General features: G+C 64.5%; 17 protein-coding genes. 6 read left to right on the top strand and 11 right to left on the bottom strand.

Features of this window, described 5'->3' with window-relative positions; all coding sequences use genetic code 11:
- Positions 1-21: 21 nt before the first annotated feature.
- The 4 genes from NHH73_18855 to NHH73_18840 form a co-directional block, all read right to left on the bottom strand.
- Positions 22-1,389: a DUF1329 domain-containing protein gene (locus NHH73_18855; GenBank protein USX24670.1), complete on the bottom strand. Its 1,368-nt coding sequence runs from the start codon at positions 1,387-1,389 to the stop codon at positions 22-24.
- 13 nt (positions 1,390-1,402) lie between these two features.
- Positions 1,403-3,106: a DUF1302 domain-containing protein gene (locus NHH73_18850; GenBank protein ID USX24669.1), complete on the bottom strand. Its 1,704-nt coding sequence runs from the start codon at positions 3,104-3,106 to the stop codon at positions 1,403-1,405.
- 65 nt (positions 3,107-3,171) lie between these two features.
- Entirely contained in the window at positions 3,172-3,939 is a 768-nt protein-coding gene (locus tag NHH73_18845; GenBank protein ID USX24668.1) for a coniferyl-alcohol dehydrogenase, read from the bottom strand.
- Between the two features lie 36 nt (positions 3,940-3,975).
- The gene (locus NHH73_18840; protein USX24667.1) at positions 3,976-5,457 is read right to left on the bottom strand and encodes a benzaldehyde dehydrogenase; all 1,482 of its coding nucleotides are present in this window, start codon (positions 5,455-5,457) and stop codon (positions 3,976-3,978) included.
- 297 nt (positions 5,458-5,754) lie between these two features.
- Here NHH73_18840 and NHH73_18835 point away from each other — a divergent pair, with 297 nt between their 5' ends.
- Positions 5,755-7,569 carry a sigma 54-interacting transcriptional regulator gene (locus NHH73_18835; protein USX24666.1) on the top strand — a complete coding sequence of 605 codons (1,815 nt, stop codon included), beginning with the start codon at positions 5,755-5,757 and terminating at the stop codon, positions 7,567-7,569.
- Between the two features lie 21 nt (positions 7,570-7,590).
- Here NHH73_18835 and NHH73_18830 read toward each other — a convergent pair whose 3' ends face one another.
- Positions 7,591-8,511 carry a LysR family transcriptional regulator gene (locus tag NHH73_18830; GenBank protein ID USX24665.1) on the bottom strand — a complete coding sequence of 307 codons (921 nt, stop codon included), beginning with the start codon at positions 8,509-8,511 and terminating at the stop codon, positions 7,591-7,593.
- 149 nt (positions 8,512-8,660) lie between these two features.
- Between NHH73_18830 and lysA the strand changes: the two genes are divergently transcribed.
- On the top strand, positions 8,661-9,980 hold the full coding sequence (gene lysA, locus NHH73_18825) for a diaminopimelate decarboxylase (GenBank protein ID USX24664.1): 1,320 nt from the start codon (positions 8,661-8,663) through the stop codon (positions 9,978-9,980).
- Between the two features lie 15 nt (positions 9,981-9,995).
- Here the strand turns inward: lysA and NHH73_18820 are convergent, their stop codons facing one another.
- The 3 genes from NHH73_18820 to NHH73_18810 are packed head-to-tail and all read right to left on the bottom strand — an operon-like array spanning position 9,996 to position 13,134.
- Positions 9,996-10,466 (bottom strand): response regulator, encoded by a 471-nt coding sequence (locus NHH73_18820; protein USX24663.1) that lies wholly within the window; start codon positions 10,464-10,466, stop codon positions 9,996-9,998.
- Complete coding sequence (locus NHH73_18815) at positions 10,463-12,361, bottom strand: ATP-binding protein (protein ID USX24662.1); 1,899 nt, start codon at positions 12,359-12,361, stop codon at positions 10,463-10,465. Before NHH73_18815 ends, NHH73_18820 begins: the two co-directional genes overlap by 4 nt.
- The gene (locus tag NHH73_18810; protein USX24661.1) at positions 12,358-13,134 is read right to left on the bottom strand and encodes a LuxR C-terminal-related transcriptional regulator; all 777 of its coding nucleotides are present in this window, start codon (positions 13,132-13,134) and stop codon (positions 12,358-12,360) included. The genes NHH73_18815 and NHH73_18810 overlap by 4 nt, the downstream gene beginning before the upstream one ends.
- A gap of 158 nt (positions 13,135-13,292) precedes the next feature.
- On the opposite strand from NHH73_18810, the gene NHH73_18805 reads away from it, so the two are divergent.
- Positions 13,293-13,787 carry an SgcJ/EcaC family oxidoreductase gene (locus NHH73_18805; GenBank protein USX24660.1) on the top strand — a complete coding sequence of 165 codons (495 nt, stop codon included), beginning with the start codon at positions 13,293-13,295 and terminating at the stop codon, positions 13,785-13,787.
- 59 nt (positions 13,788-13,846) lie between these two features.
- On the opposite strand, the gene NHH73_18800 is transcribed toward NHH73_18805, so the two are convergent.
- The gene (locus tag NHH73_18800; protein ID USX24659.1) at positions 13,847-14,161 is read right to left on the bottom strand and encodes a hypothetical protein; all 315 of its coding nucleotides are present in this window, start codon (positions 14,159-14,161) and stop codon (positions 13,847-13,849) included.
- A gap of 292 nt (positions 14,162-14,453) precedes the next feature.
- Here NHH73_18800 and NHH73_18795 point away from each other — a divergent pair, with 292 nt between their 5' ends.
- Both NHH73_18795 and NHH73_18790 read left to right on the top strand, forming a co-directional pair.
- Complete coding sequence (locus tag NHH73_18795) at positions 14,454-15,287, top strand: hypothetical protein (GenBank protein ID USX24658.1); 834 nt, start codon at positions 14,454-14,456, stop codon at positions 15,285-15,287.
- Positions 15,288-15,323: 36 nt separating this feature from the next.
- Positions 15,324-17,573 (top strand): acylase, encoded by a 2,250-nt coding sequence (locus tag NHH73_18790; GenBank protein ID USX24657.1) that lies wholly within the window; start codon positions 15,324-15,326, stop codon positions 17,571-17,573.
- A gap of 91 nt (positions 17,574-17,664) precedes the next feature.
- On the opposite strand, the gene NHH73_18785 is transcribed toward NHH73_18790, so the two are convergent.
- Complete coding sequence (locus tag NHH73_18785) at positions 17,665-19,920, bottom strand: PhoX family phosphatase (protein ID USX24656.1); 2,256 nt, start codon at positions 19,918-19,920, stop codon at positions 17,665-17,667.
- Positions 19,921-20,216: 296 nt separating this feature from the next.
- Here NHH73_18785 and NHH73_18780 point away from each other — a divergent pair, with 296 nt between their 5' ends.
- On the top strand, positions 20,217-21,293 hold the full coding sequence (locus NHH73_18780) for a M23 family metallopeptidase (protein USX24655.1): 1,077 nt from the start codon (positions 20,217-20,219) through the stop codon (positions 21,291-21,293).
- A 12-nt stretch (positions 21,294-21,305) separates the two neighbouring features.
- Here NHH73_18780 and NHH73_18775 read toward each other — a convergent pair whose 3' ends face one another.
- Entirely contained in the window at positions 21,306-21,671 is a 366-nt protein-coding gene (locus tag NHH73_18775; protein ID USX24654.1) for an HNH endonuclease, read from the bottom strand.
- Positions 21,672-21,706 lie beyond the last annotated feature (35 nt).

Genomic DNA, 21,706 nt, shown 5'->3' with positions numbered 1-21,706 from the left:
TGACCTTTCAGTGGACTAGGCTTAGCGCGAACCTTGATTTGCCAACTCTTCGGGGCCGAAGTAGCTGGCCGGCAGGCGCGGAATGACTTTGTACTGGGTCGGCATTTCGTTCGATGCCTCGTTCAACAGATAGGCGCCGGTCTGCACGTTGTACGTGCCCCACATGACATTGCCCAGCACCGCCGGAATGTCCGGTGCGAGCAAGGTCAGGGTGTAGTTGCCGCGCCAGATCTGGCCCTGGGCGTCATAGCCGTCGACCAGGATGATCTGCCAGGTGTCTTCGTCCAGGTAGTAGCGGCGCTTGGTCACCACGTGGCGCTTGCCGGGGATGAGCGTCGCTTCCACTTCCCACACGCGATGCAGTTCCCAGCGCACCAGGTCCGGATTGAGGAACTGCGGGCCGACCAGATCGGCGATCTTGGCGCTGCCGGCGCGGTTATTGTTGTACGGGATGTACATCTCTTTTTTGCCGACCAGTTTCAGCTCGTGGTGGTCGATAGGTCCGAACAGCATGAACGCCTCATCGAACAAGCCGATGCCGGAGGTGACCGAATCCGGCGTGTCGTACGATACCGACGGCGCGCGGCGCACGCGGCGCTGGCCCACCAGATACTGCCAGATGGCGCGCGGTTTTGCTTCGTTGATGCCGTCGTGGACCAGGATGCCTTCACCGGCCTTCGAGGCCGGCGCGCGCGTGATCAGGCGGCCGAACTGGTAGATGCCGTCGAATTTATCCAGGCCGCCGTCCTTGAAGTAGTAAGGGCGCATGAAGGTCTGTTCGGCCTCGGTGGCGGTGGCGCGCTTGCCGTCCGGGGTGACGATGACGGTCCGCAGCGGCATGATCGCCGCCTCTCCGGTCCATGCCAGGCGGTGGTTCATGATCGCCTCGTAGCCGGTCTTCGGAATCGGGAACGGGATGCCGCCGTAAGCGCCTTCGGCGCCGTAGCCGCCGTCCACCGACTTGGCGCGGGTGGCGTTCTTGAAGGTGTTTTCATAGACCCAGGCCGGCGCGCCGCCGGTGCGGTGGGTTGGATAGATGTCGAGCCGGTAGTTCGGATACTTTTTCAGCATCGCCACCGTGGCGGCGGACAGCTTGGCCGCGTACTGGTCGACGTTCTTGCCGGTGATGGCGAGCACCGGCTTTTCGGCCGCGAACGGGTCGGCGCGGAAGTCGCCTGGCTTGAAGCCTGCCGGCACCTTGGCGTAGGCGCCTTCCCAGGCCGGAATCGAGCCGTCCTTGTTGGCGGCTTTTTCGGCGCCCAGCGGCGTCAGGGTGGTTTGCAGTTTGGCCGCTTCGTCGGCGGTGACGGCGGCGCCGGCGTGCATCGGCAATGCGGCGCCCAGGGTGATGGACAGCGATGCGGCGACCAGTTTCAGGGATGTCTTCATTTTAGTTATGTCCTTAGAAAGAGCGTTTGATGTTGAAGGAGATGTAGTCGCGGTCCTTCAATGACTGGGCGTAGCTCAGGATCGGCGTATTGGTGGCCGGATTGTTCTTCAGGAAGGTGCCGGTCCCGCCGAGGAACTTGACGTAGCTGATGCCGAACTTCCAGTCCTGGTGATAGGTGGCGTTGATGCCGATATTGAAGTCGCCGCCATGTTCGGCGCCGCCGTTGAAGTTGAAGATGGCGCGCGAGCGGCCGTCGATGTTGTAGCCGATGCCGATCGGGATCGTCAGGTCCAGTCCATCGATGACCTGGAAGTAGGCCGGCTCGAAGATGACCCGGGCGGCGGTGGCGTCGCGCGTGGTGTTCGGGTCGAGCGACCCTTGGAAATCCACGCTGGTGGCGCGGTTCCACGCGATCTCGCCCAGCAGCGAGGCGCCCTGGAAGAACGGGTTGGTCGGCATCACATAGATCGCCGACAGGTTGATGTGCGCCGTATTACCGACCGCGTAGGCCGGGTTGCCGCTGTTGTTGGCGATCGTGCCGATGCCGTTCCGCGACAGGAAATTGGGCGTCGGGTCGCTGACCAGCGGTGTGTTGCGGCGGATCGATGCCTCGGCGGCGACGTTCACGCCCAGCATCACGGTGCTGGCGCTGACGCCGAAGGTGCGGATATTTTCCGCGTAGACGGCTTGCACGGTGGACGGGGCGCCCGGCGGGAAGGACGGCGCGAAGCCGAGGTAGAAGTAGGGCGATTTGTCGTGGTAGCGGGCGGCGTAGAAACCGTATTCGACGTCCGAGCCGGACGGCGCCCACTTGAGCTGCACACCGCCCTGGCCGGAGTTCTTGGCCTTCATGTCCGGTTGCGTGATGAAGGCCGGCGCGCCGCTGTTGGTCGGCGCGACCAGGTAGGCGCTGGCGCCGGCGCCGGCGGCGTCGTAGGAGCTGAGGTAGCTGCCTGAGCCGGGGATCTGCGTCGGCCGCCATTCGAACTGGTAGTAGCCGCCGATGGAGACCGTCGGCGCCACCTGTAGCTGCCCCGATACCTGGTTGACGGGACGCAGGATCTCCTTGAACTGCGCGCCCGGTACGCTGAGCAGCTTGACCAGGTCGACCGGTCCCTGCGCGTTGGCGATGCCGTTGGCGCCGAAGAACAGGCTCTCGCCGTATTGCAGCGTGTGGCGGCCGACGCGAATGGTGCCGGGCAGCTCGCCCAAGGTGCCCTTGGCGAAGACGAAGGCGTCCAGCAGTTCGGCGTTGCGGCCGTGGAGCACCTTGGTGCCCTTGGCGAAGCGGTTGCCGCCTTGGCCGTTCAGCGTGACGGCGTTGCTGGCGGAGGAGCCGTTGTCGTTGGTGCCCATGTAGGCGTCGTCGTACCAGCCGGCGGCGCTGACGCGCATGCCCAGCGTGCGCGTGCCCATGTCGAATTCGGACAGCCAGTCGACGCGGCTCGAAACGATGCCTTTCTTGCGGAAGTTCTGGTTGCCGTCGTCGAGGTTATAGCCGGTGAAGTCGGCGGGACCCGCCGATGGATAGCCGCCTGCCAGCAGGCGCGAATCGGCGTCGCTGAGGCGATAGGCGCCGCTGTATTTGAAGGTGTTGTTCCAGCTGATCTTCAGTTCCGGATTGGCGGTTTCGAAATCGTAGGCGTGGGCGGCGGGAAGGGCCGCCGTCACCGCCATGGCCAGTATGCTCCGGCTCAGGCTTTTTTTAGTATGCATTGCTGTCTCCTGGTTTTAGTTATATGTGGTTCTGGTTGCAGGTTCTGGGTATGGTGGCTTTGATGTCAGATGAAGGTCGAGGCCAGCCCTCCATCGACAGGGATGTTGACGCCGCTGATCCAGCGCGATTCATCGCCGCACAGGAAGCTGACGACGGAAGCGATTTCGTCGGCGTAGGCCGGACGTTTCATGCGGTGGGCATCGCGCTGCACGCGCTCCTCGCCCAGCATGGAGACGAAGTCGCCGAGGATGGGCGTAAACACCGGCCCCGGCGCGACGCTGTTCATGCGCACCGAATGCTGCATGAACCATTTCTGCGATTGGGCATAGGTCCAGACGATCAGCGCCTCCTTGAAATACTGGTAGCAGGTCTCGTCCGGCACCGGATGCTGGTCCAGCCAGGCCTGGCCGGCCGCAAAACCTTCGGTGGCCGCCAGCTGTTTGTGCAGGTCGAGGCGCGCCGGCCATTCGGCGCCGAGGATGGAGGCGACGTTGACGATGGAGGCGCCGGCCGGCATGCGCGGCAGCAGGCCGGTGGTCAGGTAGCGCAGGCCGAGGTAATTGACCTTCGCGAGCAGCGCCGGATTGGCGGTGCCCGGGACGCCGGCGATATTGCACAACGCGTCCACGCGCTGCGGCAGTTTGGCGATGGCGTCGTCGATGCTGCCGGTGCTGGCCAGGTCCACCGGCACGAAACCGTCCAGCGTGAGGCCCGGATAGTTGCGGTCCATGCCGATGACGGTGGCGCCCTCGAAGCGCGCCAGCCGCGCCACTTCGGCGCCGATGCCCGAGGCGGCGCCGGTGACGACGATGGTCTTGTTACGTAACTTCATGCTGTCTCCTTGTGGTTATGAGTTTTATGCGTTGCGTCAGAACGGGTAGCGCGGCGCTTCGGTTTTGATCGTGAGCCATTGCAGTTGCGTGAATTCGTCCCAGTCGACGGTGCCGCCATGACGGCCGCCGTTGCCCGAGGTGCCGCCGCCGCCGAACGGCGCGTGCGCCTCTGCCACCACGGTCTGGTCGTTGATGTGCACATGGCCGGACGGCACGCTGTCGGCGATGCGCATCGCGCGGGTGAGGTTGGGCGTGATCACGCCCAGCGCCAGGCATCCGGTGGTGGCCGAGGCCAGCGCGATGGCTTCTTCGTCGGTGTCGAACACGGTGATCGACGCCACGGGGCCGAACAGCTCTTCCTCGAAACAGCGCATGCCGACGCGTACGCCGGTCAGCACGGTGGGCTTGTAGAACTGGCGGTCGAAGGTGCCGCCGGCCAGCAGGGCGGCGCCGTCGGCGACGCTGTCCTCGACGATGGAATGCAGGCGCTGGACCTGGCGCGCGCTGATCAGCGGTCCGAGCGCGACGTCGCCGCCCATCGGATCGCCGACCGGCAGGTGGCGCGCCTTGTGGACCAGGCGCTCGATCACGGCGTCGGCGATGCCGCGCTGGAGCAGGATGCGGCCGGCGCACATGCAGATCTGGCCCTGGTGCAGGAAGGTCGCCCAGGCGGCGTTGGAGGCGGCGATGTCCGGATCGGCGTCGTCGAGGATGATCAGCGAGTTTTTGCCGCCCAGTTCCAGTGACATCTTCTTCAAATTGCGGCCGGCCAGCTCGCCGACGCTGTGGCCCGCCGCCGTCGATCCGGTGAAGGCGATCATGCCGATGTCCGGATGGCCGCACATGGCCTGGCCGGCGTCGGCGCCGCCCGGCAGCACGTGCAGCAGGCCTTTGGGCAGGCCGGCCGCCTCGAAGATACGCGCGATCAGCACGCCGCCGCTGATCGGGGTTTGCAGGTCCGGCTTGTGGACCACGGCGTTGCCCGTGGCGAGGGCCGGCGCGATGGAGCGGATCGACAGGATCAGCGGGAAGTTGAATGGCGAGATCACGCCGACCACGCCGTGCGGCACGCGCCGCGCGATGCTCATCGTGCCGGTGGCGGAGGCCAGCAACTGGCCCTTGGGCTGCGTCAGCATGGCCGCCGCTTCCTGCAGGTGGGCGGTGGCTTCGCGCAGTTCGAGATCGGCCTTGGGCCGGATGGCGCCCGTCTCGCGCACGATCCATGTCGACAGTTCGTCGTGGTGTTGGGCGATCAGCGCGGCGGCACGGCGGAAGATCGCCGCGCGATCCTTGTAGTCCGACTTGACCCACGCTTTTTGCGCGGCGCGCGCCTGCACGCCGGCGGCCAGCACGTCGGCGGCGTTGGCCAGGCCGATGCGGCCCAGCTGCTCGCCGGTGGCCGGCTCGGTGAATATGTGGGCTCCGCCCTGGGAGGCGATCCATTCGCCGTTGAAGATGCGGTCGCGCCAGATGGCTGGGCTGAGGAAGGCGCCGCCGGCGCCGGGGATGTCGCTCATGTCTGTCTCCTTGGTTGATTGGACGGGGCAGGTCGGAAGTCCTGGCACGCTGGTTAGCACGCTAGTTGCATAAGGTCCGCCTGCGGCCCTTTCCTTAGCTATTACAAGTTGCGTGCCAGCGATGTGTGGTTACGGTGTAGTGCAGCGCACCATGCCCGCTTCACGGGGCGCAGGAACGAATTCACGTCGCGCGGTTGCGCGTCGCAGCAAAACCGTGGCGGCCCGGCCGCTTGATCAAATGATCAACCAGGAGAACTACCAATGTATGATTTGATAAAAAATGAAGAAGGCGGAGACATGAACAAGCGTGAGCGCGTTTCGCTGGCGGAGGTATCGCAGGCCACCGGCAAGATGCTGAACCGGGGCGACAGCGCCCATCTGAACGAAGGCGCGGCGCCGACCCTGGACGACATCACCCAAAGCCTGCATTTTTCGCCGGGCGACGGCCGCATTTGGCTGAATGGCCAGCGCATGCAGCTGGTGCACATGACGTCACTCGGCTCGCTGCGGCGCGAACTGCTCGAGAGCATAGGGGCGGAACGCACGCGCGGGCTGCTGACGCGTGTCGGTTATTCCGCCGGCGCGCGCGACGCCCAGCTGCTGCGCGAACGCTGGCCGGACGCCGATCCGGCGGCGCTGTTTTCAGCCGGTCCGCGCATGCATTCGCTCGAGGGCGCGGTCAAGGTCGAGGCGCTGCACTTCGAATTCGATGTGGAACTGGGCACCTATCGCGGCGAATTCCTGTGGCACCATTCAGGCGAGGACGAGGTGCACACCGCCGATTTCGGCATCGGCACCGAGCCGGCGTGCTGGATGCAGACCGGCTATGCGATCGGCTACACCAGCGCGATGATCGGGCGCCTGACGATTTATCGCGAGATCGAATGCATGTCGATGGGGCACAAGCACTGCCGCCTGATCGGCAAGCCGGCCGACGAGTGGGACAACGTCGAGGAGGACCTGCGCTACCTGAACGCCGAGGCCTTCGTCAGCACCACCGCCTACAGCGAACCGCATGCGCACCAGAAGGCCGCGATACTGGCGGGCGACGACGAGCGGCCGTACGCGGACAAGGAAATGGTGGGCGTGTCGTCCGCCTTCAACGCGGCCTGCCATATGCTCAAGCGGGTGGCGCCGACGGCGGCCACGGTGCTGTTCACCGGCGAATCGGGCGTCGGCAAGGAGCTGTTCGCGTACATGCTGCACCAGATCGGCAAGCGCAAGGAGCAGCCCTTTGTCGCCGTCAACTGCGCGGCGATACCGGAGACACTGATCGAATCCGAGTTGTTCGGCGTCGAGCGGGGCGCCTTTACGGGCGCCACGCAATCGCGGCCCGGGCGCTTCGAGCGCGCCAGCGGCGGCACCTTGTTCCTCGACGAGATCGCGACTTTGAGCCTGGTCGCGCAGGGCAAGCTGCTGCGCGCGTTGCAGGAGGGGGAGGTCGAGCGGGTCGGCGGTGTACGCAGCATCAAAGTCGACGTGCGGGTGGTGGCGGCGACCAATGTCGATCTGCGCGAGGAGATCCGGCAGGGGCGCTTCCGCGAGGATTTGTTCTTCCGCTTGAACGTGTTCCCGATCCACCTGCCGCCGCTGCGCGACCGCCGCGACGACATTCCACTGTTGATGGGCTATTTCATGAGGCACTATGGGCAGAAGCACCAGCGGCGCTTGACGGGGTTCACGGCGCGCGCGGTCGACGCGCTGCTGAATTATCACTTCCCGGGGAATATACGGGAGCTGCAAAACCTGGTCGAGCGCGGGGTGATCTACGCCAACGAGGATGGTCCGATCGATTTGCCGCACCTGTTCACCAGCGGGGAGGAATCGCAGGCGTCGTATTTTTCGCTGGCGCAGACGGGCAGGTTGACCAGCCAGGGCGCGGTCGCGGCGCCTGCGGCGACGGTCAGTTCGGAGCTGTTGGATGTGCTGCCGGGGATGCTGGGGGAGGCGGTCAATGGCAAGGCGCAGGAGTGGTCGCTGGACGCGCTGGAAAGCACGCTGATACTGGCGGCGGTCAAGCGCGCCGAGGGCAATCTGTCGGCCGCCGCGCGCATGCTGGGCCTCACGCGCCCGCAGCTATCCTACCGCATGAAGAAGCTGCAAGAAGAGTGAAGACCGGGCGGAATTTGACAATCAAATCGTGGTGATCGCATCCAGCTCCGCGCTGATTTGCCGGCAGCTGTGATGCAGCGCGTCGATGAAGCGGTTGACGCTTTCCGAATCGGGCCGGAACAGCGGCGTCACCAGGTTCACAGAATACGGCACGGGATGCGAAAAACGCCGTATCTGCAGCCCGCTCCTCGCATACTCCAGCGCCGTCAGCGGATTGACGATCGCCACACCGACGCCCAAGCTCACCGTGGCGCACACCGCCGCCGCGCTGTGCGTCTCAACCACCATCCTGCGCTCCACCCCATGCTCGCGGAAGGTGTTGTCGACCATCTTCCGATACGGGTCGCCGGCCGCCAGGTACACGAAGTCGATGCCCGCGAAATCCTGTGGCGTCAGCGTGCGCTTTTCGCACAGCCGATGGCGCGGCGGCAGCACGCACACCACATCCATCGTCAGCAGCGCTTCCATTTTCGTCCCCGGTGGAATACCCGGTTCCTCGGTCAGCCCCAGGTGATAGCGCTGGCTGGTCAGCGATTCCTGCAAGGCCGGGCTCTCGAGCGGCGTCACATTCAAACTCACACCGGGGAACTTGCTGCAAAAGTGCTGGCTCGCGCGCGGCAGCAGCGTGCTTGAAAACGCCGGCAGGCACGCCACGGCGATCTGCCCGTGGCGGAAATGGCGCAGCGCCTCGATCGCGTTGCCGATCCGTTCCAGCCCCAGATAGCTGCGCTGGACCTCGTCGAACAGCATCAGCCCATGCTCGGTCGGCACCAGCTTGCCGCCGCTGCGCCTGAAGAGCGTGAGCTGCGACAGCTTCTCGAAGCGGCTCAGTTCCCGGCTGATGGTCGGTTGCGATGTGTGCAGGATTTCGGCCGCGCCGGTTGTGCTACCCGACGTCATGACCGCCCAAAAAACCTCAACGTGGCGAAAAGTAAAACTCATGGCGCCCTCTTTTTTGAATCCAGATCGCCCGACTATATCAGGATTGAATAATGTGCGGACATATTGATATTATGTTTTTCTCGCCAAAACTTACATACTGAGCGCACAAATCTCCTACCGACTGCGCAGCAAAATCCCTAAGGAACCAGATGGATCACTTTAAGTATGTTAACGGCGAACTCCATGTCGAAGCCGTTCCGGCACGCGCGATCGTCGCGGCGCACGGCAGCCCGGTCTATGCCTATAGCGGGCAGACTTTCAAGGATCACTGCGCGGCGGTGCGCGATGCTTTTTCCGGAATCCAGCCGTTAATTTGCTTCTCGGTCAAAAGCTGCAGCAACTTGGGTGTGCTAAAGCTGCTGGTGGAGCATGGCTGCGGACTCGATGTCGTCAGCGGCGGGGAGTTGTACAGGGCCTTGCAGGCCGGCGCGGCGCCGGAAAAAATCGTTTTTGCCGGCGTGGGCAAGTCGCGCGACGAGCTGACTTACGCGATCGATGCCGGCGTGTTCCTGTTCAACGCCGAATCGGAGGGCGAACTGGCGCGCATTGGCGAGGTGGCGCGGACCGCGGGCAAACGGGTCAAGGTGGCGGTGCGTGTGAATCCGGATGTCGCCGACGTCGACACCCATGAAAAAACCTCCACCGGCGGACGCCAGACCAAGTTCGGCGTGCCGCTGCTGCGCGCCGAGGCCCTGTTCGAGCGTAATCTGTACTCCCATGTCGACGTGGTCGGCATTCATGTCCATCTGGGGTCGCCGATCGCTGCCAGCGCCACCTACCTGGCGGCCATCGATAAGGTCGAACAACTGGCCGACCGCATCGAGGCTGATGGTGGCAGGATCGAGTTCATCAACATTGGCGGCGGGTTCCCCGCGCAGTACCACACCGGCGAGGCGCCGGCTTCGTGCCCGCTGGCCCAGATGGGGAAGGCGATCTGCCAGCGCTTGCAGGGACTTCAACGGCGCGGCAAACACTTCATCATTGAACCGGGCCGCTCGATCAGCGCCAACGCCGGCATCCTGCTGACGTCCGTCGAATACGTCAAGCAGGGTTGGGAGCGCAAGATCGCGATCGTCGACGCGGGCATGAACGTGCTGCTGCGACCGACGTTGTACGGCGCCAGCCACGTGATCTGGCCGGCCAGCTTCGGCGCGTTCAACGGACATTGGAGCGGCTTGCCCGCAGCGGGCGTGGCGAATGGCGATGCCGGTCCATTCGATTCCATCGACATCGTCGGACCTATCTGCGAAACCGGTGATTATTTTGCGCTGGGACGCGCCATGCCGGCGCTCGACGGCGGCGACCTGCTGGCGATTTTTTCCTGCGGCGCTTATGGCATGAGCATGGCCAGTCAGTACAATTCGCGCGGCCGGCCGGCCGAGGTCCTGGTGGAGGGTGGGGGGCAGCGGCAGATACGTCGCCGCGAATCGTACGCCGATCTGGTGTCGCACGAGTTGTGTGGACTTTAGACGCGGCTTTTTACTTCAGGATGCGCGGCTGCGGTAGCTTTGCGGGGCGAGGTCCTCTTTCGGCGCCAGCGCCTGCAGGCGCTTGTACAGCACCCGCGTTTCAAGCAGGTTCCAGACGCGCAGCATCGCTTCGAGCGTATCGAACGGCTTGGTGAGGAAGTCCTTGGCGCCCAGGGCCAGCGAACGGCGCTTGGCTTCCGCGGTGGCGTCGGCGGTGATCACCAGCACCGGACGGAAGTCATACGGATCGCCGCGACGCTTCAGGCGCTCGAGCACCGCGTAGCCGTCAAGGTCCGGCATCATCAGATCGAGCACGATCAGGTCCGGGTCGAAGGCGGTGTACAGATCGAGCGCGGTCCTGGCGTCGGTGGTGCCGACGACGTGGGTCAGGCCCTCGCCGATGAACATGTCCTCCAGCAGTCGCAGATTGGCCGGCTGATCGTCGATGATCAGGATGCGCGAGGCCAGGACTTCATTTTCCATCATTGTTTTTGCTCCGTCGTGTCGAGTAAGGCAAAGAATTCGGGGATCTTGAGCGGCTTGCCGAGATGGCGGGGCGCGCCCGCCGTGGCTTCTCCACCGGCTCCACCCAGCACCACCAGCTCCCCCGGCAGCGCGTGAACCGCGTCGTCGGCCAGGTCGCAGGCGACCAGCAGCAGGTCGGGCGGAGATTGCCGCGCCAGCGCGATGCCGCCGGCCTTGTCGGCGGCCGCCGTGATACGCCAGTTGGGCCGACGCTGCATCAGCGTGGCGATCAGCGCCCGGGTGCCGGCGTCGGCGTCGATGCAGATCATGCTGTGCGTGGTGGCCGGCGGCGCCGGCGTCGGCGCCGCCGGCGCGGCCTGGCCGATGGCGACATCGGCCGGAGCGCTGGCGACGGCGTCCGCCTTGGCCGCCGGCAGCGTCAGTGTGAAGCGGCTGCCAAGGCCGGCCTTTTCCTCCAGGCCGATATCGCCTTGCATGGCCTGCATCAGCGCCTTCGACACGGCCAGGCCCAGGCCGGCGCCTTCGGTCTTGCCGCTTTCGGCGCCGAGGCGGTCGAACGGCGCGAACAGGCGTGTGCGCAGCGCCGGGGTGATGCCCGGCCCGGCGTCGTCGATGTGGACGCTGACGGTGCCGGTGGCCGGATCGCTGCCGAAGCCGATATCGACATCGCCGCCTTGTTCGCCGTACTTGATGGCGTTCGATAGGAGATTGAGCATCACTTGCAGCAGGCGCTGGCGGTCGGCCATGACGGCGCCGAAGATGGCCGCGCTGTCGTGGCGCAGCCGCACCGCGCGTTTCTGCGCCATCGGCGCCATCAGCATCACCGCTTCGTCGATCAGCGGCGCCAGCGCCACCGGCTCGCATTCCAGGGTCAGTTTGCCGGCCTCGATGCGGCCGATGTCGAGCACCTCATTGATCAGCGCCAGCAGATGCTGGCCGGCCTGGCGAATATGCTCGGCGTGTTCGCGTTCGCGCGGCGCCTTCAGGCCCGCCTCCAGCAGTTGGGCGTAGCCCAGGATGGCGTTCAGCGGCGTACGCAGTTCGTGGCTGGTGCGGGCCAGGAATTGGGTCTTGGCCTGGCTGGCCGCCTGCGCCGCCGACGCCCGTCCCGCCAGCAGCACGCTGGCCTGGTGCAGCCGTTCGGCCAACTGGCCCAGTTCATCGCGCGTGTCCGGCGCCGGTATCAGCGGCAGGTCGCTGTTCAGGCGTTCGGCGTTTTCGGCCGCCAGGCGCACCCGCCGCACCAGGCCGACGGTGAACGTCAGCGTCGCCATCGCGCCGGCCAGGCCGGCCGCGGCGACGGCGATGGTCATCCACATGTTGCGGTTGGAGGCTTGCTGCAGCGCCAGCGCGCGCTGCCCCACCAACGCCGATTCGCGCAGGCTCATGACGCCGATTTCGGCGCGCAGCTGGTCGAGGATCCCTTTGCTGCTGCGTAGATGGCGCTGCAGTTCGACGGGGCTGGCGTTGCGCTGGCCGCGCATGATCTCCAGGCTGGCCAGTTTATCGTTCAGCAGCGGCGTGATGCGCCGCAGGCTGGCGACTTGTTCGGTGTCCCGGACCTTGGCCTGCAGGCTGGCCAGGGTGGCTGGCAGCTGCGTGACGGCGACGCCGTAAGGCGTGAGGAAGTCGTCGCGTCCCGTCAGCAAATAGCCGCGCACACCGGTTGCCGCCTCGGCGATCTGCGTGTGCAGGCGCTGGATGTCGGCCTGGGCCTGCATGGCGCGCAGCATGTCGGCGGTGGCGGCGGCGGTTTTGCGCTCCAGCGTATAGCTGGTGGCGGCGGAACCGAGCAACAACGCCAGCGAAGCGGCGATGATGACGCCACCCTTGAAGCCGAGCGACCAGTGACGGGGATGGAACGCGTTGGGGCGTCCGCCCAGGGCGCCTGTCATGTGCCCAGCCCCAGATCGGCGGCGCGCACCGCCGCCTGCGTGCGGTCGTTCAGATCGAGCTTGTGCAGGATGCGCTCGACGTGGACCTTCACGGTGCCGGCGGCGATGCCCAGATGCTCGCCCATGGCGGCGTTGGTCCAGCCGCTGGGCAGCAGCGCGAACACCTGCAGCTCGCGCGGGGTCAGCACCTTGAGCATCTCGGCCGCTTCCGGCGCCGCCACGCGCGGCGCGTGCTGCGGCACCGCCAGCACCGCCGCCAGCATCGTCGCCAGTGCCTGAAGCGTCAGCAGGTCATCCGGCGTGGGCGGCGGCGCGGCCTGGGTGCTGAGCAGGGCGAGCATGCCGCGATTTTTCCCTTCGAGGCACAGCGGCACCAGCACTTCGAGGCCGACCTGCTGTTCGCGGCCGATCCGCAGTCCGCTGGCGATGTCCTGCCGCACCAGCGGCGGGCGCGGACCCGGTTGCAGCACCGCCTGCAGGGCGGCCGCGTAAGCCAGGCGGGCGCCGACCGGCGGCACCTGTCCCTGGCTGGCCAGTACTTGCAGTGCGTCGTCCTTGAGCACCATCACGGCGCCGTCCTCCAGCGACAGGAAGGCGAGGGCCTTCGACAATGCCGTCGACAGCGCCGATGCGCATTGTCCCTCGCCGGCAAGCGCGCTGGCGGCGTCGGTCAGCAGGCGCCAACGGGCCGCGCTGCTTTCGATCTGGCGATAGCGGTTGCGGGCCGCGCGCGCGCTTTCGCCGGAGGGTGGCAGGTGGGTGATATTGGTCATTTTGGCCGCGGCATAGTCGAATAAATGGCGATTATATGCCACCCGGCATATGCAAATACCCCCGATCAGCAGATTTTTGAATCGCCAGCAACCATGATACTGGATTCATTGGCGGGACACACCCCACCAAACTTCTTAAACAACGAATGGAGCATACGATGAAAAAGATTCTGATTTCCCTGGCACTGGCAGCTGCGACCACCATGGCTTACGCCGATAGCGCGCCGAAGGTCTACAAGGGTGTGGCGGCGGTGCCAAGCAACGCGCAGGAAGCGGAGATCGCGGGCCTGTTCGTCAAGTGGAACGCGGCGCTGGCGACCGGCGACTCGGCCAAGGTGACCGGCATGTACGCGCCCAACGCGGTGCTGGAACCGACGGTGTCGAACGAGGTGCGCTCCAACCCGGCCGCGATCAAGGACTACTTCGACAAGTTCCTGAAACTGAAGCCGCAAGGGACGATTAACTACCGGTACATCCACATGCTGGGCGCCGATTCGGCGCTGGACACCGGCGTGTACACCTTCCGGGTGACGCAGAACGGCCAGCAGCAGGACATCCAGGCGCGCTACACCTATGTGTACCAGAAGGTCGGCGGCGAATGGAAGATCCTGAACCACCATTCGTCGGCGATGCCGGAAATCGCGGCCAAGTAAAAGTTAGCTTAGTTTGGTTTAGCTTCATCGCCGTTGTAAAAAAAAGCCACCCGGGGCGTTCAGCCCCCGGTGGCTTTTTGCTCTTCGACCGCTTCCACCGGATTGAGGCCGCTCCACGAGACTGTGGTCGCTTCGGTCACCAGCACGGACGAACCGGCGCTGATGGTCTGGGCGAAGCGGTGGATGGCGTCGCGCACTTCGTTGATCGGCTCCACGCCGCTGTAGCAAAATTCGCCGGGCGGCAGGTAGTAACCCTTGCCGTCGTCGGCCTTGATCGCGCCGGCGATGTTGTACTTGGCCAGTTCTACCGCCAGGTGGTGGTAGGTTTGGCTGTCCGGGTCATCGAAGGCGACGCGAATGATGTAGTTGACCATGTCTAATCCTCAAAATTGGTGGGGAATCATGGCATAAAAAAGCGCCCGTTGACTATTTTTTTGACTGTTCTGACAAAGCAAAGCCCCGAGCAAGCAGCAAACTTGTCGGGGCTTTTGGTCAATTACCGGAGAAAGCATTTGACTGGGGAGAAGCATAATGACGAAAACTTAAAATTAACTTAGTTTCACCTCGAAACCCGGGGCTTTGGCTCGGTGGCCGGATGGTGTAGCATGTCGGACGGCGATTTGGCAGGGTGCAGTGGCCCCCGCCCGCCGGTATTCAAGGACAGATATGCAAATCAAAATTAATGAAGTGCTGCGCGCCTACATCGAACCGCTCACCGAGAGCGAGTACGCGGCGCTGGAACGCAGCATCCTGGTCGAAGGCTGCCGCGACGCGCTGGTGTTGTGGCAGGACGTGCTGGTCGACGGTCACAACCGTTATCAAATATGCCAGCAGCACGGGATTCCGTTCAAGGTCACCGAGAACACCAGCTTCCAGAACCTGGACGACGTCAAGCTGTGGATGATCGATAACAATCTGGGCCGCCGCAGCATCTCCGACTACCAGCGCGGGGTGCTGGCGCTGCGCAAGAAGGAAATCGTCGCCGCCCGCGTGGCCGACCTGATGGCGGAAGCGGCCGCCGAGGACGCGATGATCGCGCCGCCGGAAGGCGACGCGGCCAAGCCCAAGCCGGCGGCCATGCCGTTGGCGTCGCGCGAGGATATCGCCCGCGCGGCCCGCTTGAGCAGCGCGACCATCAGCCAGATCGAAAAGATCCAGAAGACGGCGACGCCGGAGCTGGTGGAGGCGGTCCGCTCCGGCACGATCTCGATCAACGCCGCCGCCACGGTGGCCTCGCTGCCGGAAGCCGACCAGGTGGCGGCGGTCGCCGGCGGCAAGAAGGAGTTGCAGAAGGCGGCCAAGGAAGTGCGCGAACTGCGCGCCGCCTCGCGTCCCGTCAAGGAGCCGAAGGAAGCCAGGGAAGGCGGCGATTATCGCCCGATGACCGAGGTGGACGAGCTGCGCGCCGAGAACGCGTCGCTCAAGGAGAAGAACGCGGCGCTGCGGGCGGAGATCACCGCGCTGCAACTGCGTATTTCGGAGCTGGTCGACGCCAGCTGATGTTGTAACCACCTTCCACCGCCCGGAGTCCAGTCCATGCCAAGTATGCGTTCCATGCTGCCGTTGATCGGTTTTGTTTCGATGGGGGCGGTGGCGGGGCCATCGCCGCTGGTTTTGTCGGCGACTTTGCCGGCGCGTGAGATGCCGGCGGTGGAGGCCAAGCGCCTGAAGGCGCAGGCGCAGCGGGTCACCATCCTGCGCGACAAATGGGGCATCCCGCACGTCTACGGCAAGACCGACGCCGACGCGGTGTTCGGTTTGATGTACGCGCAGGCGGAGGATGATTTCCGCCGCGTCGAGCGCAATTACATCAACGCCATGGGGCGGCTGGCGGAAGTGGAGGGCGAGGCCGAGCTGTATCGCGACCTGCGCATGAAGCTTTTCATCGACCCAGTCGATCTGCAGGCGCAGTACCAGCAAAGCCCGGCGTGGCTGAAAAAGCTGATGGTGGCCTTTGCCGACGGCTTGAACTACTACCTGGCCACGCATCCCGACGTGAAGCCGGCGCTGATCACGCGCTTCGAGCCGTGGATGGCGCTCAGCTTCAGCGAGGGCAGCATCGGTGGCGACATCGAAACCATCGATCTGAAACAGCTGGAGGCGTTCTACGCGAACGGCGCCAGGTATCCGCTGGCGCCGCCGGTGCTGCTGTCGTCGGCGCCGATGGAGCGGGGCAGCGATCTCGATAAGGAGCCGGGCGGATCGAACGGCTTCGCCATCGCGCCGGCGCTGACCAAAAACGGCCGCGCGCTGCTGCTGATTAATCCGCACACGTCGTTCTATTTCCGTCCGGAGGTGCAGGTGCAAAGCCGGCAGGGACTCAACGCCTACGGCGCCGTCACCTGGGGCCAGTTCTTTGTCTACCAGGGCTTCAACGACCGGGTGGGCTGGATGCACACGTCCGGCGGCGGCGACGTGATCGACGAGTACATGGAAACGGTCACCGAAAAAGATGGCCGCTTCTTCTACCAGTACGGCACCGAACAACGCGCACTCAAGTCGGTGGACATCACGCTGCCTTACAAGACCAAGGACGGCATGGCCAGCAAGGTGGTCAAGGTGTATTACAGCCACCATGGCCCCATCGTGCGGGCCAGGGACGGCAAGTGGATTTCCGTGCGGTTGATGAACGAGCCGCTCAAGGCGCTCACGCAATCGTTCATCCGCACCAAGGCGCGCAACTACAAGGACTTCTACAAGTCGATGGAGCTGCGCACCAATTCGTCCAACAACACGGTGTATGCGGACGTGGATGGCAATATCGCCTACTTCCACGGGAACTTCATTCCGAAGCGCGATCCGAAATTCGACTGGAAGCACCCGGTGGACGGCAGCGATCCGGCCACCGAGTGGCACGGACTGCATACGGTCAAGGAGACCATCTCGCTGTTCAATCCGAAGAACGGCTGGATACAGAACACCAACAACTGGCCGTACACGGCGGCCGGGCCGTATAGCCCCAAGGCCAAGGACTATCCCGCGTACATGTCGATGAATCCCGAGAACCCGCGCGGCATCCACGCGGTGCGGGTGCTGGAGAACAAAAAGGACTTCACCATCGCCAGCTTGATCGCTGCCGCCTACGACACGCAACTGCCGGCCTTCGAGCCACTGTTGCCGCAGTTGTTCGCCGCCTACGACGAACTGCCGGCAGACGATGCGCTCAAGGCGTCGCTGGCACCGCAGATCGCCGCGCTGCGCGGCTGGGACATGCGCTATTCGCTGACATCGACACCGACATCGCTGGCGATCTACTGGGTGCAGGATTTGACGGCCACGTATGGACCCGTCGCCAAGACCGGGGAAGTGCTGGTGCTCGATTACATCCAGGCGGCGCTGACGCCGCGCCAGCGGCTCGAGGCGCTGGCGCGCGCGTCGGCCAAGCTGACCGCCGATTTCGGCACCTGGCAAACGCCGTGGGGCGACATCAATCGCTTCCAGCGTTTGACCGGCGACATCGTTCAGCCGTTCGACGACAGCAAACCGAGTTTGCCGGTGGCGTTCGCGTCCGCCAACTGGGGATCGCTGGCGGCGTACGGCATGACGTCCAAGCAGACGACGAAGAAGATCTACGGCGAGCGTGGCAACAGCTTCGTGGCGGCGGTGGAATTCGGGCCGCGCATCACGGCGCGCAGCGTGCTGGCCGGCGGCCAGAGCGGCGATCCGGCCTCGCCGCATTTCGCCGACCAGGCCGAGATGTATGCGCGCGGGGAATTTAAGGAAGTCTTGTTCTACAGGAGCGATGTCGAAAAAAACCTCGAGCGCCGGTATCATCCCGGGGAGTGACTCAGGAGTTGCGTCCACATCGCGTTCTACTGATAAAAAGGCCCGGCCGCATTGCACGACCGGGCCTTTTTCAATTCACTTCAGCTTAGCATCAGCTGCCGATACGGCCGCCATCGTTTTTGGTGATGACGATGGTGGCCGAGCGTGGACGCTTGCCGGCGCCGTAACCGGCGTTCGACGGCCACTGGCTGGTGTACTTGGTCGGGTCGTTGATGTTGGCCAGCGAAGTGGTCTCGCCCGGATGCTGGATGTTGATGAACATCGTCTTGCCGTCCGGCGTTTCGGTGATGCCGGTGATTTCCGAACCCGCAGGGCCGACCAGGAAACGCTTGAGCGTGTCGGCGGTCGGCTTCTTGCCGATGAAGGTGTCGACGGCCAGGGTGCCGCCGGCGGTGGTGGTGTAGTTCAGCGTGGACTTGGCGCCGTCGCCGACCTTGCCCGGTATCGCCGCCAGCATCATGCAGTTGGTGACATCGGTGTAGGCGCCATCGTCGGTCTGGATCCAGCAGATGCCGGTGTATGGGCTGAACGCCAGGCCGTCAGGGCTGGAGAAGTCCTGGTCGGCGGTGAGGCTCGACAGGTTGATCTTGCTGCTGTCAGCGCCGCTCTCGGCGCCGAACAGGTACACGTCCCACGTGAAGCTGGTGGCCGCGGCCGCGCCGGTGCCTTCCTTGAAGCGGATGATATGGCCGTTCGGATTGCCGTTTTGCGCGGTGGTGCCCTTCATGTCGGTGTAGGCGCGCGGATTGGCGCTGTCCGGAGCCAGCTGCGACGAACCGGTCGGATTGACGGTGCGGTTCGAGTTGTTCGTCAGCGTGTAATAGATCTCGCCGTTGGCCGGGTTGACCGAGCACCATTCCGGGCGGTCCATCCTGGTGGCGCCGACTGCGTCAGCCGCCAGGCGCGTGTTGACCATGATGTCTGCCAGGTCGGCGAACTTGTAGGCGGTGTAAGCCTGGATCTGCGCGTTCGACATCGACAGCTCGATCCACTGGCCGGTGCCGTCGGCGGCCAGCTTGGCGACATACAGTTTGCCGGAGTCGAGGTATTTGTCGCCGGTCGCCATGCGGTCGGTCGGGTTGGCGTCAGCCGCCAGCCAGGTGGCGTTGGAGACGAACTTGTAGATGTATTCGTTGCGCGAGTCGTCGCCCATGTAGACGGCCAGCTGCTGGCCGACGGCCGGCACGCTGAAGGCGGCGCTTTCGTGCGCGTAGCGGCCCAGGGCCGTGCGCTTGCGAATGACCTTGGTCTTGTCGTAGGCGTCCATCTCGACGATGTAGCCCATGCCGTTCAGTTCATTGCGGTAGTCGTCGCTGCCGTCGGCCGACACGCCTTTTTTGCTGATGTCCCAGCGCGCGTACTTGTCGTCGGTGCCGGCGGTTTCCCAGCCGTGGCGCGAGGTGGAGCCCTGGTTGCGGCCATAACGCTTCAGCGCGACGACCGATTTGTCGCCGCGGGCGGCATCGTCGGTGGCGCTACGGGCGAAGTAGCCCGCCCAGTTTTCTTCGCCGCTCAGGTAGGTGCCCCATGGGGATTTGCCGGTGCCGCAGTTGTTCAAGGTGCCGCGCATCTTGGTGCCGGTCGGCGAATACTTCGTCACCACCAGCGCGTTGCCGCGCACAGGGCCGGAGATTTCGATGTCGGTGAGCGGGGTGACGCGGCGGTTGAACGCCGAGTCGTTGACGGTGGCCCAGGTGGTGCCGGTCTTCTTCACTTCGACGACGCTCAGGCCGTGGACGGCCACTTCCTTGTCCACTTCCGCGGCGGGGCGCGGCAGCGAGGTGGTGCCGCCGTTCACGTGCAGGAAGTGGGACGCCAGTTTTTCGTCGGTGGTCGCTTCATGGTTCATCGCCAGTATGCCGCGTTCTGCACCGGATGCCAGCGGCGTACCGGTTGCGGACAGGCCGAAGTATTCCATGCCGTCGTGGTGGTCGCCGGCGCGGTTGTCGAAGTCGGTGTCGGTGCCGTCGTTCTTGTAGGCCGGGGTGGCGGCGCGCAGCGGGTCGCCCAGCGCGTAGATCGCGGTGGCGGTGTAGCCGGCAGGGACCGAGACTTGGTCGGCCAGGCTTTTCGGCACGGCGGCGAAGGCCAGCAGTTTTTCAGTCGCTACCGGCGGTGGCGCAGGGGTAGGCGGGGCGGCCGGTCCGACATTGTCGCTGCCGCCGCAGGCGCTCAAGCCCATCGATCCCATGATCGCCGTGGCGGCCGTGACGGCGCCGCCGCGCAGCATGTTGCGGCGGCTCATGCGCGCGGCCAGAATCGTGTTGAAGTGTTCGCTCGGCGAGGCGTGGCTCTCGATATCATCCGCATTGAGGGAAGTGCGGACCAGATCGTTTGGCTTGTTCATTGGGTGGGTTGTCCTGTAGTGACATGGTTAAAATGGCAAGCGCATGATAGCCAGCCTTTATGACGTGACCGTGACAAGGTGATGACAAAATAGTGACAGTCGGTTTGTTTGCATTCTGGCAGCGATATTAATAATGCTTGTCTTAGGGTAATGACTTAGAATCTTATTTTTTGTTCATTAAGGCGAAAATGTTAATGTCAACGCGCGCGATGCATGCGCTTGTTTTGAGCGCCTTGGTGGCCATGTCGGCCCGGGCGCAGACGGCTGCGGATTTTCCCGCGCCACAAGGATGTGACGTGATCGCCAACGGCGCGGGTGGTGCGACAGCCGAGGCGCGCGCGTTGCCATTCCCGCCGACGCAGCTCGAGGTGCGCACGCCGGCGGCGCCGACGCTGTTTCCAGCAGCCGGACGAAACTACCTGCTCTACGAACTTTATCTGAGCAACTTCTCCGACGAAGCCATGACAGTGCGTGGCGTCGAAATTCTGAACGCCGACGACGACAAGATGCGGGTCGTCGCCGTGCTGAAAGAGCCGCAGGTGAAGGAACGCCTGCGGATGGTCGGTGGCGAGGCGCAGGGTGGCGCCACGCGGCTGGGCGCCGGCCAGGGCGCGATCGTTTCGCTGTGCCTTGCGTTCGACAAGACGGCGGCGCCGGCAAAGCTGCGCCACCGCGTGCTGCTCGATGGCGCCTTCGCCGACGGTCCGGTGATCGCAACCCGTTCGGCCAGGCTGCAGGTGCTGGGCCGTCCGCTGGCCGGATCGGATTGGACGGCCGATAATGGTCCGAGCCTTCATTCGCATCACCGCAAGGGTGTGTTTGTCGCGGGCGGGCTGGCGCAGAACGCGCGGCGCTACGCAATTGACTGGAAAATCTACCGGGACGGTGAGATCTACAGCGGCGACGCGCGTGACGTTCGCGCCTACCATGCATATGGTCGCGACGTCATCGCCGTGGCCGGCGGGTGGGTGGTCGGCGCCAGAAACGACATGCCGGATAATATCCCGCGCACCAAGGACGGTTTCACGCCGGCCGTGCCGCTGACGATGGATAACCTGGCCGGCAATTTCATCACCATCGATTTGGGAAATGGACAGTACGCGCAATATATGCATCTGCAGCCGGGCAGCGTGCTGGTCAAGGCGGGTTACAGGGTCCGCAAAGGGCAGTTGATCGCGCGTGTCGGCAATTCGGGCGACGCGCGGGTCCCGCATTTGCACTTCCAGGTCACCACCGGCACGGATATCCTCGATGGCGAAGGCTTGCCCTATCTGATCGACCGCTTCCGCATGCGGGTGGGCGAGGGCAAGTGGGAAGTCCGGACGCGCGAGTATCCGCTGGATGGCGCGGTGATCGATTTCGGGGCCAACTAGACGGGCAGGCGGCTAGTTGGCGAGGGCCTGCTCCTGCTGGAACCATTCCAGGTTGGCGATGGTGTTGTTGCGGACGTTGCCGTCCTTGTGGCGCACGCCCGTCAGCCGCCCGGGGTTGGGCAGGTAGGCTTCGGCCACCAGTTCATGGACCCAGAACTCGCCCACGCGGCTGCCGCCGCGCAGTTTGACCTTCAGGCCCTCCGGATAGATCACCGGGCGCAGCACGTTGACCTTGGCGCCGCCGGCGACCATCACGCGGCCATCCCTGGAGACTTTGTAAAAGCCGCTCCCCGGGATAGGCCTGGCGCTGGCGACGCCTATCGAATAGACACAGGCGATGACGACGACGCCGATGAGGATGAAGACGAATTCCAACATGGTTGCGATCTGATTTCAGGCAGGGTTGTTCACGT

Source organism: Oxalobacteraceae bacterium OTU3CINTB1 (assembly GCA_024123955.1).
Taxonomy (GTDB): Bacteria; Pseudomonadota; Gammaproteobacteria; order Burkholderiales; family Burkholderiaceae_D; genus Rugamonas.
Note: the sequence above shows the minus strand (reverse complement) of the source record. Positions and strands in the feature narration are given on the sequence as shown.

Bases quoted from the DNA above. Each gene is read 5' to 3' on its own strand.
- NHH73_18855 (USX24670.1), bottom strand. From the start codon at position 1,389: ATGAAGACATCCCTGAAACTGGTCGCCGCATCGCTGTCCATCACCCTG.
- NHH73_18850 (USX24669.1), bottom strand. From the start codon at position 3,106: ATGCATACTAAAAAAAGCCTGAGCCGGAGCATACTGGCCATGGCGGTG.
- NHH73_18845 (USX24668.1), bottom strand. From the start codon at position 3,939: ATGAAGTTACGTAACAAGACCATCGTCGTCACCGGCGCCGCCTCGGGC.
- NHH73_18840 (USX24667.1), bottom strand. From the start codon at position 5,457: ATGAGCGACATCCCCGGCGCCGGCGGCGCCTTCCTCAGCCCAGCCATC.
- NHH73_18835 (USX24666.1), top strand. From the start codon at position 5,755: ATGAACAAGCGTGAGCGCGTTTCGCTGGCGGAGGTATCGCAGGCCACC.
- NHH73_18830 (USX24665.1), bottom strand. From the start codon at position 8,511: ATGAGTTTTACTTTTCGCCACGTTGAGGTTTTTTGGGCGGTCATGACG.
- lysA (USX24664.1), top strand. From the start codon at position 8,661: ATGGATCACTTTAAGTATGTTAACGGCGAACTCCATGTCGAAGCCGTT.
- NHH73_18820 (USX24663.1), bottom strand. From the start codon at position 10,466: ATGATGGAAAATGAAGTCCTGGCCTCGCGCATCCTGATCATCGACGAT.
- NHH73_18815 (USX24662.1), bottom strand. From the start codon at position 12,361: ATGACAGGCGCCCTGGGCGGACGCCCCAACGCGTTCCATCCCCGTCAC.
- NHH73_18810 (USX24661.1), bottom strand. From the start codon at position 13,134: ATGACCAATATCACCCACCTGCCACCCTCCGGCGAAAGCGCGCGCGCG.
- NHH73_18805 (USX24660.1), top strand. From the start codon at position 13,293: ATGAAAAAGATTCTGATTTCCCTGGCACTGGCAGCTGCGACCACCATG.
- NHH73_18800 (USX24659.1), bottom strand. From the start codon at position 14,161: ATGGTCAACTACATCATTCGCGTCGCCTTCGATGACCCGGACAGCCAA.
- NHH73_18795 (USX24658.1), top strand. From the start codon at position 14,454: ATGCAAATCAAAATTAATGAAGTGCTGCGCGCCTACATCGAACCGCTC.
- NHH73_18790 (USX24657.1), top strand. From the start codon at position 15,324: ATGCCAAGTATGCGTTCCATGCTGCCGTTGATCGGTTTTGTTTCGATG.
- NHH73_18785 (USX24656.1), bottom strand. From the start codon at position 19,920: ATGAACAAGCCAAACGATCTGGTCCGCACTTCCCTCAATGCGGATGAT.
- NHH73_18775 (USX24654.1), bottom strand. From the start codon at position 21,671: ATGTTGGAATTCGTCTTCATCCTCATCGGCGTCGTCGTCATCGCCTGT.